This window comes from Blastococcus deserti (genome assembly GCF_042682525.1).
GTDB lineage: Bacteria > Actinomycetota > Actinomycetes > Mycobacteriales > Geodermatophilaceae > Blastococcus_B > Blastococcus_B deserti.
Window position 1 is genome coordinate 1 of the sequence record NZ_JBHUHP010000003.1, and the last position, 11,795, is coordinate 11,795.

At 74.0% G+C, this 11,795-nt stretch carries 13 protein-coding genes; 5 read left to right on the plus strand and 8 right to left on the minus strand.

The window, feature by feature from the left end; all coding sequences use genetic code 11:
- Positions 1–186 precede the first annotated feature (186 nt).
- Positions 187–468, plus strand: coding sequence for a DUF3291 domain-containing protein (locus ACFSHS_RS04370; RefSeq protein ID WP_376872243.1), 282 nt, complete (start codon positions 187–189; stop codon positions 466–468).
- A gap of 29 nt (positions 469–497) precedes the next feature.
- Positions 498–761 carry a hypothetical protein gene (locus tag ACFSHS_RS04375; protein ID WP_376872471.1) on the plus strand — a complete coding sequence of 88 codons (264 nt, stop codon included), beginning with the start codon at positions 498–500 and terminating at the stop codon, positions 759–761.
- Here ACFSHS_RS04375 and ACFSHS_RS04380 read toward each other — a convergent pair.
- Both ACFSHS_RS04380 and ACFSHS_RS04385 read right to left on the minus strand, forming a co-directional pair.
- Positions 736–1,512 carry an ABC transporter permease subunit gene (locus ACFSHS_RS04380; protein WP_376872245.1) on the minus strand — a complete coding sequence of 259 codons (777 nt, stop codon included), beginning with the start codon at positions 1,510–1,512 and terminating at the stop codon, positions 736–738. The genes ACFSHS_RS04375 and ACFSHS_RS04380 overlap by 26 nt on opposite strands.
- Before the next feature lie 53 nt (positions 1,513–1,565).
- On the minus strand, positions 1,566–2,441 hold the full coding sequence (locus ACFSHS_RS04385) for an ABC transporter ATP-binding protein (RefSeq protein ID WP_376872247.1): 876 nt from the start codon (positions 2,439–2,441) through the stop codon (positions 1,566–1,568).
- Between the two features lie 191 nt (positions 2,442–2,632).
- On the opposite strand from ACFSHS_RS04385, the gene ACFSHS_RS04390 reads away from it, so the two are divergent.
- Together ACFSHS_RS04390 and ACFSHS_RS04395 are read left to right on the plus strand one after the other, a co-directional pair.
- The gene (locus ACFSHS_RS04390) at positions 2,633–3,766 is read left to right on the plus strand and encodes a sensor histidine kinase (RefSeq protein WP_376872249.1); all 1,134 of its coding nucleotides are present in this window, start codon (positions 2,633–2,635) and stop codon (positions 3,764–3,766) included.
- Positions 3,763–4,422 (plus strand): response regulator transcription factor, encoded by a 660-nt coding sequence (locus tag ACFSHS_RS04395; protein ID WP_376872252.1) that lies wholly within the window; start codon positions 3,763–3,765, stop codon positions 4,420–4,422. Before ACFSHS_RS04390 ends, ACFSHS_RS04395 begins: the two co-directional genes overlap by 4 nt.
- A gap of 59 nt (positions 4,423–4,481) precedes the next feature.
- On the opposite strand, the gene ACFSHS_RS04400 is transcribed toward ACFSHS_RS04395, so the two are convergent.
- The 6 genes from ACFSHS_RS04400 to ACFSHS_RS04425 form a co-directional block, all read right to left on the minus strand.
- The gene (locus ACFSHS_RS04400) at positions 4,482–5,129 is read right to left on the minus strand and encodes a response regulator transcription factor (RefSeq protein WP_376872255.1); all 648 of its coding nucleotides are present in this window, start codon (positions 5,127–5,129) and stop codon (positions 4,482–4,484) included.
- Positions 5,120–6,841 (minus strand): sensor histidine kinase, encoded by a 1,722-nt coding sequence (locus ACFSHS_RS04405; protein WP_376872258.1) that lies wholly within the window; start codon positions 6,839–6,841, stop codon positions 5,120–5,122. The genes ACFSHS_RS04400 and ACFSHS_RS04405 overlap by 10 nt, the downstream gene beginning before the upstream one ends.
- A gap of 284 nt (positions 6,842–7,125) precedes the next feature.
- Complete coding sequence (locus tag ACFSHS_RS04410; protein ID WP_376872261.1) at positions 7,126–7,845, minus strand: DUF4386 family protein; 720 nt, start codon at positions 7,843–7,845, stop codon at positions 7,126–7,128.
- Between the two features lie 244 nt (positions 7,846–8,089).
- The gene (locus tag ACFSHS_RS04415) at positions 8,090–8,710 is read right to left on the minus strand and encodes a dihydrofolate reductase family protein (RefSeq protein ID WP_376872263.1); all 621 of its coding nucleotides are present in this window, start codon (positions 8,708–8,710) and stop codon (positions 8,090–8,092) included.
- Between the two features lie 262 nt (positions 8,711–8,972).
- Positions 8,973–9,872: a GGDEF domain-containing protein gene (locus ACFSHS_RS04420; protein ID WP_376872265.1), complete on the minus strand. Its 900-nt coding sequence runs from the start codon at positions 9,870–9,872 to the stop codon at positions 8,973–8,975.
- A 146-nt stretch (positions 9,873–10,018) separates the two neighbouring features.
- Positions 10,019–11,101 carry an alkene reductase gene (locus ACFSHS_RS04425; RefSeq protein ID WP_376872268.1) on the minus strand — a complete coding sequence of 361 codons (1,083 nt, stop codon included), beginning with the start codon at positions 11,099–11,101 and terminating at the stop codon, positions 10,019–10,021.
- A gap of 425 nt (positions 11,102–11,526) precedes the next feature.
- Here ACFSHS_RS04425 and ACFSHS_RS04430 point away from each other — a divergent pair, with 425 nt between their 5' ends.
- Complete coding sequence (locus tag ACFSHS_RS04430; RefSeq protein WP_376872270.1) at positions 11,527–11,757, plus strand: hypothetical protein; 231 nt, start codon at positions 11,527–11,529, stop codon at positions 11,755–11,757.
- Positions 11,758–11,795 lie beyond the last annotated feature (38 nt).

An 11,795-nucleotide genomic window follows, 5' to 3' on the forward strand; every position in this document is an offset into this window, starting at 1 on the left:
ACCACCGCTGGCCAGGATCCCAACCACCGCAACCAGCCGGTGCGGTGCCAGCACCCTGACACTGACGGCGAGTCTGTCAGTCCAGCCCCTCGGAGATAATCGTGCGGGGGTGGATGCGGATCATCGCCTGCCGATCGCCCGACGCTCGGTCGCCTCCGTGGGCCCGCCTCAGGCCAGCCTCCGGCGATGCCCCTCGCGCCGGCACACCACCTCGCGCAGCTCACCATCGCCCTCCCGCTGGAACCCCAGACGTCGGACCGCCTGGCGGGCTTCGTCGAACTGCTCGAGCCGGTCAACGCCCTGGCCGACCGCTTCCCCGGATCCGTCTGGCGGTTGCAGACCGAGGACGGCGACGCCACGGCGGTCCGTGGGCTCGGCGACGACCGGCTGATCGCCGACCTGAGCCTCTGGGAGTCCCTGGAGCACCTGGCCGCCTACGTCTACGGCGGCTCTTCCACACGGAGGTGATGCGCCGCCGTCGGGAGTGGTTCGCCCACATGCGGGAGGCCCACACCGTCCTGTGGTGGCTCCCGGCCGGCGTCCGGCTCACCGCCCTCCGGCACCACGGGCCGACCCCGTACGCCTTCACCGTCCGGCGTGCCTTCCCCGCGCCCGGCGACGTCGTCGGGCGCCCCAGCGACGACGACTGGTTCTGCCGGGCCGGACCGCCTTCGCGACAGCGGAGAAAGGCCCCCTCCCGGTTGGGGAGGGGGCCTTTCGTCTGTCGCAGGTCGGTCACGCCACCGCCCGGCGGCGGGTGACCAGGATGCCGGCGATCGTGGAGACGACCACCCAGCCGGCGATCACCAGGATGGGCGTGGTCGCCGCGCCGTGCTGGGCCAGGGTGACGATCGCGCTGGCCGGGTCCAGCTTCTCCGCGATCTCGGGCCTGACCGAGTAGACGACCGGCAGGACGCCGAGGATCGTGAGGTAGGTCCCGGTCATGGCCGCCGCGGAGTTGCCGACCGCGGCGCCGATCCCGGCGCCGATGACGGCGAACGCCGCTCCGGAGGCGATGCCGGCGGTCACGGCCTGGCCGACGGCGGTCCAGTCGACGTCCGGCGTGAAGGCGGCGAGCGCGCCGGCCGCCAGGCCGACGCCCACGGTGGCGAGCACCAGGCCGAGCAGCGCCATGGCCAGCGCCTTCGCCGCCAGCACCCGGACCCGCCGGGGAACGAGCAGATACGTCGTCTGCACGCTCTTGTGCGTCCACTCCCCCGCGGTGGAGAGGACACCGAGCGCCAGCAGGACCAGGGCGATGAGCATGCCCATGATGCCGAGCACGACGACACCGGGGACGCCGCTCTCGCTGGTCACGGTGCCCAGCACGACGCCGAGCGGGCCGACCAGCACCGCGAGGCCGGCCACGGCCTTCCCGGAGCGGGTGGACAGGGACTTGCCGATCTCCAGGGCGGTCAGCCGCGCGAAGGACGGACCGGTCCGTCGGGCGGTCGTGCCGGCCGCCGGGGAAGCGGCGGTGGTGGGGGAGGTGGTGGTGACGGTGGTGCTCATGACTGCTGCCTTTCGGGGCGACGTGGCGAAGGCCGGAGTGGGAGTGGTGGTGGTCATGACGCCTCCGTGAGCTGGAAGAAGAGCTCCTCGAGGCCCCGCCCCGACCGTCGGAGGTCGATCAGCGCGTGACCGCCCGCCGCGGCCAGCGCGCCGACGTGCTCGGGATCGACACCCGGGACGACGAGGACGTCGCCGTCGCGGTGCTGGACCTCGAGCCCTGCCTCGGTGAGGGCGGCGGCGAAGGACGCCGGGTCGAGCGCCCGCACTTCGGTGCCGGAGCCGGCCAACAGCTCGCGGATCGGACCGTCGGCGACGATCCGGCCGGAGCCGATGACGAGCAGCCGGTCCACGGTGTGCTCGACCTCGCCGAGCAGGTGGCTGGACAGCAGCACCGTCCCGCCGCGGGCCGCGTGCCCGCGGAGCAGGTCACGCATCCAGCGGATGCCCTCGGGGTCCAGGCCGTTGGCCGGCTCGTCGAACATGAGCACCGGCGGGTCGGCCAGCAGTGCCGCCGCGATGCCCAGCCGCTGGCGCATGCCGAGCGAGTAGCCACCGATCCGCCGTCCGCCGGCGCCCGTGAGATCCACCATCTCCAGCACCTCGTCGACGCGCCGGTCGGGGACGCCCAGGGTGGCGGCCAGCAGCCGCAGGTGCGTCCGCCCGGTGCGGCCGGGGTGGACGCCTGCAGCGTCGAGCAGCGTGCCCATCACCGCGCCGGGATTCGGCAGCTCCGTGTAGGGCCGGCCGGCCACGAGGGCGTGTCCGGCGGACGCCGGGACGAGCCCGGTGATCATCCGCATCGTGGTGCTCTTACCGGCGCCGTTCGGGCCGAGGAAGCCGGTCACCGTGCCTGGCTCCAGCTCGAAGGACACCTGGTCGACGACCGTCCGGTCGCCGTACTTCTTGGTCAGTCCGCTGACCGTGATCATCTCGGTTCTCCTTCTCCGTACCGGTCTGTCCGGTGTCACGGCACAGAGAACACGGACCGGCCCCCGGCACGCGTCGGTCGCGAGCAGCGAATTCCCTGGTCGGAGGTCTATCGCGGGTCATCCGAAAGTTGACCGCGGCCGTCATCCGCCGGCCGACCCGGGGACGACGGGCCGCGTCCTACGCTCGCGCCATGCGCCTCCGCACGTCGCTGCAGCTGCCCCGGCGCGGCATCGCGCTGGAGCTCGCCCTCGCGGTGTTCGGCGCACTGACCATCGGCATCAACATCGGGGGCACGGACGCGGTCCGGCCACCCCTGTCCCTGGCCGTCGCCGGAACGGCACTCCTGGCGGTGCTGCTCTTCCTGTTCCGTCGCACGGCACCACTGCTGCCGTTCGTCGCCGGAGCCGTGCTGACCCTCCTGGAGCCGGCCGTGTCGTCGGCCGCCCTGGTCACCTCCTACGCGGTCGGCCGCTACGAGCGTCGGTGGCCGGTGCGGGCGGGTGCCGCGGTTCTGGGGTTCGTCGCCGTCGCCCAGCCGTGGGCGGTCGACTCGGTCAACCAGGCGGCGGGCGCGGTGGTCGGCGCCGCCTTCGTCGTCCTGCTGCCGGGCGCCGTCGGTGCCTGGGTGCTCACCCGGGCCGACCTGATGACCGCGCTCGAGGAGCGGGCCCAGCGGGCCGAGGCGGAGCGGGAGCTCCTCGCTCGCGACGCCGTCATCAGCGAGCGGACCCGCATCGCCCGCGAGATGCACGACGCCGTCGGGCACCGGGTGAGTCTCATGGTGCTGCAGGCGGGCGCGATCGAGATGGCGGCCGGCGACCGCGCCACGGTCGAGCAGCTCGCCGCCCAGGTGCAGACGGCGGGGCGCCAAGCGCTGGACGAGCTGCGGCAGGCCGTCGGCGTGCTCCGGGCCGGTGAGGACGACGGCGCTCCGCTCGCCCCGCAGCCGGGTCTGGACGACCTCGAGCGACTGGTGAAGGAATGGCGTACCGCCGGGATGACCGTCGAGCTGCACGGTCCTCCGCCGGACGCGTCGCCGGTCGACGCCGTCGTGTCCCGGGCCGCGTACCGGATCGTGCAGGAGGCGCTGACGAACGCCGGCAAGCACGCACCGGGCGCACGGGTCACCGTCGAGGTGGAGCGGCCGCGGGACGCCGTCGTCGTCCGCGTGGTCAACGGGCCCGGCGGCGCACCGGTCGAGGAGATGACCGGCGGCTACGGGCTGGTCGGCCTACGCGAGCGCGTGCGCACGCTCGACGGCCGGTTCCGCGCCGAGGCCCGGCTGGACGGTGGTTTCCTCGTGGAGGCGGTGCTGCCGGCATGACCATCCGGGTGCTGCTCGTGGACGACGAGGAACTGGTGCGCTTCGGGCTGCGCACCGTGCTCGAGGCGGCCGGCGACTTCGAGGTCGTGGGGGAGGCGTCGAACGGGCTGGCCGCCGTGCACGCGGTTCAGGAGCTGCGCCCCGACGTGGTGCTCATGGACATCCGGATGCCGGTCAAGGACGGGCTGGCCGCGACGCGGGAGATCCTCGCGCTGCCGCATCCGCCTCAGGTCGCCGTCCTCACCACCTTCCACGCCGACGAGTACGTGTACGCGGCGCTGGCCGCGGGAGCGGCCGGCTTCCTGCTCAAGGACACCCCGCCGCGGGAGATCGCCGCCGCGGTGCGGGCGGTGGCCGACGGCACCGCGACCCTCTCGCCCGCGGTGACCACCAAGCTGATCGAGTCCTACGTGGACAGGCGAGCCGCTCCACGCAAGGCACAGGCGTTGCGCCGGATCCGTGGGCTCTCCGACCGGGAGCGCGAGGTGCTGAGGCTCCTGGGCAGCGGCGAGTCGAACGCCGAACTGGCCAGGAGGCTGTACGTCAGCGAGGCGACGGTGAAGACCTACGTCTCCCGGCTGCTGGCCAAGCTGGGCCTGGCCAACCGCACGCAGGCGGCGATCCTCGCCCACGAGGCGGGCCTGCTGGAGAGCTGAGGCCGGTGCGACCGCGCCGGCAACCCGGTTCATGGCGGACGGGCACGGGGGCGAACGGGTCAGCCGCCGCGCAGATAGGTGAGGACGGCGAGCACGCGGCGGTTGTCGTCCGAGCTCGGCGGCAGGCCCAGCTTGCTGAACACCGCGGCGATGTGCGTCTCGACCGTCTTCGGGCTCAGGTACAGCTCCCGGCCGATGCGCTGGTTGGACCTCCCCTCGGCCATGAGGCGGAGGACGTCGCGCTCGCGCGCGGTCAGCTGGTCGACCGCCGCCGTCGTGCGCTGCCGGCCGAGCAGCCGCCGGACGATGTCGGCGTCGACCACCGCCTCCCCGGCCACGATGCGGGCGAGCGCGTCGCACAGGGACTCGCTGTCCTCCACCCGGTCCTTGAGTAGGTAGCCCACGTGCGCCGCGCCGGTCTCCAGCAGCCGCGCGGCGTACGCCACCTCGGCGTAGGTGGAGAGCACGAGGATGCCGAGCGACGGATGACGGGCACGCAGCTGCTCGGCGGCGACCAGGCCCTCGTCGGTGAAGGTGGGCGGCATCCGGAGGTCCAGCACCACCGCGTCCGGGAGATCGAGGGACACCGCCCGCAGCAGCTCGGTCCCCGTCGGCACCTGCGCGGTCACGGAGACCCCCGCGGCCTCCAGCAGGGTCGCCAGGCCACGGCGGAACAGGGCCGAGTCGTCGGCCAGGGCTACGCGCACGGGATGCTCGCCACGATCCGCGTGCCCGAACCCTGGGGGCTGTCGACGACCAGCGTCCCGCCCAGGGCGGCGACGCGGTCGTGCAGTCCGGCCAGCCCGCCGCCCGGCGAGGGCGTCGCTCCGCCCACGCCGTCGTCCACCACCTCGACGTGCAGCCGGCCGCCGGATGCGCGGACGGTGACGCGCACCTGCCCGGCGTCGGCGTGCTTGGCCGCGTTGGTCATCGCCTCGCAGGCCAGGAAGTATGCGGCCGTCTCCACCGTCGCGGGATACCGCTCCGCCGGGACGTCGAGTCGCACGGGGACGGGCAGCCGCTCGGCCACCGACTCCAGCGCCGGCCCCAGCCCGGCCTGGCTCAGCACCGCCGGGTGCAGACCCCGCGCGAGGTCGCGCAGCTCGGCCACGGCCTGGCGCAGGCCGGCCCGGGCGGTGTCGACCAGCGCGCGGGTGTCCTCGTCCGTGACCGCGGTCCGCACCGCCCCCAGCTGCATCGTCAGGGCCAACAGCCGCTGCTGGGCGCCGTCGTGCAGGTCCCGCTCCAGCCGGCGCCGCTCGGCCAGGCCGGCCTCCACGATCCGCGCCCGCGAGGCCCGCACCTGCTCCAGCTGCGCCCGGATGCCGGCCTGCAGCCGCGCGTTCTCCAGGGCCAGGCCGGCGGCGCTCACCGCGGCCTCGACCAGCCGGCCGTGCCGCCGCAGCGCGGGATCGGCCAGCACCAGGGCGAGCCGGCCGCCGTCCCCGGCCGTGACCGGCACGACCAGGCGGCCCGGGTCGTGCTCGTCGGGTGGCTCGACCGGACGCCCCTCCGTGCCGACGTAGGACTCCTCCTCGGCCACCCAGTACAGGACCTCCAGGGAGGAGTCGCGCAGCGCCCGCCGGAGCCGGTCGCGGACCTCCTCGACCGTGGCCGCCCCGGAGAGTCCGGCCACCACGTCGGCCACCGCACCCCGCTCGAGCCGCCGCCGCAGCGCCGCACCGGCGAAGGCCACCGGGACGGCGAGCAGCACGATGGCGTGCACCAGCCGCAGCGCCGTGACGGACTCGTCCGACTCGGCCAGCACCTTCCCGACGCGGTAGCTCAGCATCGACACCCCCGTCGCGACGGCGCCGATGAGCACGGGCACCAGCTCGCCGCGGTCCAGCCCTCGCGCACGCCGGGCCTTGCGGACCAGCAGGAGGACGAAGGTCGCCCCGAGCAGCACGGCGCCCAGCCAGTCCGCCGTCCGGATGACGCCCGCGGCCTCGGGCGGGAACAGCGGCGGGGGCCGGTACGGCCGCTGCCCGAGCGTGCCCAGCGATTCCATGCCGGGGGTCAGGGCCGTGCCGAGGTAGATCGCGAGCAGCCAGCCGCAGAGGACGACGACGAACGCCCGCTCGCGGGCCGACGGCAGCCGGGCGGCCGGGTAGCGGAGCAGCACGGTGCCGGCGGTGACGACGTAGACGGCCGGGCAGAAGAGGGCCACCGTCGACAGGACCGGCTGGTCCCAGCCGTCCAGCCACACGCCCGACCAGGCGACGCCCGTGGCGGCGAGCAGCCGCCCGTTGGCCCGCTGCTCCGGGTACTGCGCCATCAGGGCGCCGGTCAGCACGAAGGCGACCGTGACCACGCCGTTGACCACGGCCAGCGCGGGTGTCCGGTCCCAGATCGGCCACTGGATGAACAGCGCGAGGACGGCGCCGGCGAGCAGCGCACCCACCCGATCCACGTTCACCGCCTCGGACCATCCCGGGACCCGGTGGACCCCGGCCCCGCTCGTCGGCCGAAGTGTGGTCACCGGCGCCCGCGGCGGCAAGGAACGGCACGGCGTCGGCCCCGGATCGAGGGATATCCCTGATCCGCCCGGGCGGTCCGGCCGCCAGGCTCGACCGTGCCCGCACCGCTGCTGGACGGGCCCCGACGCCCGCGGCCCTGATCCCGCCGCGGGAAGCCGGGCCGGTTCCCACCGACTCTCCCGTCGGTGGGCACCGGCCCGCACCACGCCGGTTCCGCCCGCGGTCAGGCGACGGCGTGCTCGCGGTGCGTGGAGCGCGTCAGGAGCATCACGCTGGTCGCCAGCGCCCAGACCATGAACAGCAGGAAGCCGCCGAACCCGCCGATGGCGACCAGCACCGTCTCCTCGTCGGTCTCGAACACCGCGCCGAGGGTGAGCATCAGCAGCACGGCGATCAAGCCGGACAGGTAGCCGAGCCAGGCCGGGAGGGCATGGGTGCTCAGGATCGCGCCGGTCGCACCGATCATCATCGCGATCCCGGCGGGCACGGTGCCGATACCGACCCAGTAGTCGAGCGTCGCGAGGGTGGGGAGCACCGACGCGTCCGCGGTCTCGGCGGCCTGGACCAGGGTCAGGTAGAGGCCCTCGGAGACCAGGATCGTCGCCGCGAACGCGGCACCGGCGAGGCCGAAGAGACCGGCCATCATGCCGCCCACGCCCTCGTACCGCCGGAACCGGCTCCACAGCCCGGCCAGGAAGACGAGGAACGCGATGCCGGCCAGGAACCCGAGCAGCAGCGACAGCTGGTGCCCCGCACGGTTCTCGGTGAGCGATGTGGCCAGCTCTTGCGCCGAGGCCCCGGAATCCGGCGTCTCCGGCGTGAAGAAGGTGGCCACGATCAGGGCGACGTACAGCAGGCCCGCGACGGCGGCGATGCGGTCCCACCGCATCGCGGTGTCCACCCCGCCGTGGGCGCCCCGACCCGCGACCGCCGGGCCATTCATCCCGGATCCATAGCCGGCTTCCATGACGACACCCCTTCCGGTTCCACGGGTCAGCCGCACGGCGTGACCCAGCGAAAGTGTGGAACCGTCCCGGCGTCGGTGGTGGTGCCCGGTGCGCGCCGTCCGGCGCACCGGACGACCGTTCCCCGCGCCGCGCGTGGCGCGCAGGCATGACCGCCGAGGCGGGGATCCGCACCGGTCCGGGCGGCCCGGGGGGTCCGGAATCCCGTGCTCGGTGCGCCGGTCACCCGTACTCGGGGCCGACGGCGCCGGTCCGGACCCCTCCGACCCGCTGGTAGCCGAGCATGACGGCGCCCGACGGCGTGGTGGCCTGCGTGGACAGCCGCCACGTGCGCGGCACCGCCCCGTCCCCGAAGAGCCGCTTGCCCTGGCCCAGCACCACCGGGAAGACGATCAGCCGCAGCTCGTCGACGAGGTCCTCGCGCAGCAGCGTCTGCACCAGCCCCGCCGACCCGTGCACCTGCAGCTCACCGCCGTCCTCGGCCTTGAGCGCACGGACGGCGTCGCCGGTGTCGCCGCGCAGCAGCTCGGCGGTCTCCCACTCCACCGAGGTGAGGGTGCGGGAGGCGACGTACTTCTTCTTGAAGTTCAGGCCCTGCGACACCGGGTCGTCGCTGATCATCTGCGGCCAGGCGGCGTAGAAGAGCTCGTAGGTGCGTCGGCCGAGCAGGAAGTCCTGGGCGCCGCGGAACCACTGGTCCATCTGGGCGCCCATCGCGTCGTCGAAGAAGGGCACCAGCCAGCCCTCGTACGAGAACCCGCCCGACGGGTCCTCCCCCGGTCCGCCGGGGGCCTGCATGACCCCGTCGAGGGTCAGGAACGTGGTGACGACGAGCGGGCGCATGGCGAACTCCTCCGTGGCTGCGGGCCGCTCCGGGTGAGCGCCCCTCACATGGACGTCGAACGGCAGCGCCGCTCATCGACATCGCGCCATGACATCGCGCCATGACATCGCGCCATGACATCGCGCCATGACATCGCGCCATGGAACTCCTCCCGACCGTCCGCCGGCGAGCCGCTGGACCGGGCAGGAGCCGTTGCGGATCCCCGTGCCGGCCCCGCAGTCGCGCAGCGGAGCCCGCGGCCTCACCGGCTGACCGGCGACCTCATCCGCCGGCCCGGCGGGGGCGGCTCGCCCGCCGGTGGGGATGGGCCTTGGCGCCGTACATCGCCCGGTCGGCGCGGCCGATCAGGTCGTCGGCGGTGTCGCCCGGCCGGCCGACCGCGACGCCGACGCTGACGCCGATCGACAAGGGCCCCTCCGGTCCCGGGAAGGGCGCGCACACCTCGGCGACCACCTGTTCGGCGAGGGTCTCCAGGTCCGCCTGCTCGCACCCGGGGCAGAGGATGACGAACTCGTCGCCGCCGAACCGGGCCACGAGGTCACCCGGGCCGGCCAGCGCGGCCATCCGGCGGGCGGTCTCGGCCAGCAACGCGTCCCCGACGGCATGCCCGTGCTCGTCGTTCACCGACTTGAACCGGTCCAGGTCGCAGAACAGCAATGCGCAGCCGTGTCCGTCCTCGAGCCGGGCCCGGATGGCGTCGAACAACGCGCCGCGGTTGGGGATGCCGGTGAGCAGATCGGTCTGCGCCCGCAGGTGCAGCAGGGCCTCGCGCCGCCGCTCGTCGGTGACGTCGAGGCCGACGCACCCGACGGCGTAGGGCCGGCCCTCGCCGTCGGTGAGAACGGTGTTGCGCATCGCCACCCGCCGCCGCTCGCCGGCACCGGTCAGCCAGTCGCCCTCCTGTGGATGGGCGATGCCGCTGGCCATGGCGCGGGTGACGGCGTCCTGGGCCAGCGCCACGTGCTCGGGGACGACGAAGACCTCCCAGAACCGCCGGCCCACCAGGTCCTCGCCGGTGCGGCCGGTGAACCGCTGCAGCGCCGGGTTCGTGAGGAGGATCCGCCCGCCGCCGTCGACGATGCACAGCAGCGTGTCACTGGCCTCGACGAAGTCGCGCAGCAGCTGGTCGGGCAGCAGACCTGCCTCGGGCTGCACGGTCATCGCGGCATCTCCCGCCGTCGGACCGGGGCACTTCCTCGTGCACCCGGAGGACGGACGGAACGGTGCTTCCGCACGCTGCGCGCCTCCCTCCCGAGGATTCTCCGGTCATGTTGGCAGGAGGCCGCAAGTGTTAGCGCGGGTACGGATCAGGAGCGGAGTCCGACCAGCGTCGGGTAGTCGATGTATCCCGCGGGACCCGAGGCGTAGAAGGTCGACGGGTCCGGCGTGTTCTCCGGGTGCTCGCCGGCCCAGCGCTCGACCAGGTCGGGGTTGGCCAGGACGGGACGCCCCACGGCGACGGCCTCGGCGTGCGCGTCCTCGATCAGCTGCACGGCCTCCTCGCGTGTGGTCACCGTGCCGAAGCCGCTGTTGGCGATGAGCGGACCACCGAAGCGCCGGCGCAGCTCCTGCACCAGTTCCCCGGCGGGCTCCTGGTGCAGGATGCTCAGGTACGCCAGGCCCAGGGGGCGGAGGCCGTCGACCAGGGCGCCGTACGTGGCGCGGAGGTCCGCCGGGTCGGTCTCGAGGGCGTCCTGGATGTTGTGCTCGGGCGAGATGCGGATGCCCACCCGGCCCGCTCCGACGGCCTCGGCCACGGCGGTGGCCACCTCCAGCACGAACCGGGCGCGGTTCTCGGAGCTGCCGCCGTACCGGTCCTCGCGACGGTTGGACGCCGGCGACAGGAACTCGTGCAGGAGGTAGCCGTTGGCACTGTGGATCTCCACACCGTCGAGGCCGGCCTCGACGGCGCGCCGCGAGGCCGCGACGATGTCGGCCACGGTGGCCTCGACCTCCTCGGTCGTCAGCGCGTGGGGCACCGGGAACGGCTCCTTGCGCCCGCCGCCGACGTGCACCTCGCCGCGGATCGCGATCGCGCTGGGGCCCACGACGCGGCTGCCGGTGAGCTCGGGATGGGACACCCGCCCGCCGTGCATGACCTGCATGACGATCCGCCCACCGCGGGCGTGCACCGCGTCGGCCACCCGGCGCCAGCCGGCGGCCTGCTCCTCGGTCACGATCCCGGGTTGCCCGGCGAACGCCTGCGACTCGCGGTTCGGGTAGGTGCCCTCGCTGATGATGAGCCCCACGCCGGCCCGCTGCGCGTAGTGCTCGACGACGATGTCGCCGGGCACGCCGGAGCGTCCCGACCGCATCCGGGTCAGCGGCGCCATGACGACGCGGTTGGCGAGTTCGAGGTCTCCGAGCCGGACAGGCGTGAACAGATCCATGCCCAAGCCAACCCGGTTGTGCTGTGCATCGATTCCGGGCGGGGATGCGGCGATCGTCACGCTCGTGGGGCGCGCCGCCGCCCGTCGTACCGGCCGGTCACCACTCTCCGACCGGGATCCGACAATGGTCGGGGGCGAATGCGGGGACGCCATTCCTGACGCCATTTCCGCCGCCTGGCGGAGCACCCCGGTACAGCTCTTCGCCGTGGTCCGTGGTGCGGCCGGCCGGTCGCCGGGGAGCGCGACGGCCGAGGTGGGAGCCGTGGACCACGTCACATTCCGCACGGAATGGTGGCCGACGTCACCGGCAGATGGCGCATTCGTGCGCGGGGTCACAGGCCGCAGCAGTGAGGCCTGCGAACAGGCGTCGATATCCTGGAAAAGGCGCCACCGGACGCCGCGGCAGCAAAGAGGAGACGCATCCCATGACGACTTTCATCGCCCGCCACGGCGACCACACCGCCGACGCCGGCGCCGCGTTCCAGGCCCGGAAGCAGCGGTTCACCCGCTCCGTCGCCTCCGTGGGCGCCATCGTGCTCGACGCCATCGAGGCGACCCGCGCCATCGGCTCCGCCCACAGCACCGTGGACCGCCGGGCCGTGCTCGACCGCTTCGCGGCCGACACGACGCGCGACGCGGGCCGCGCGGCCGCCTGAGCCGCCCGGACGAACTCCACCGCACGCCGGTGGTCGCG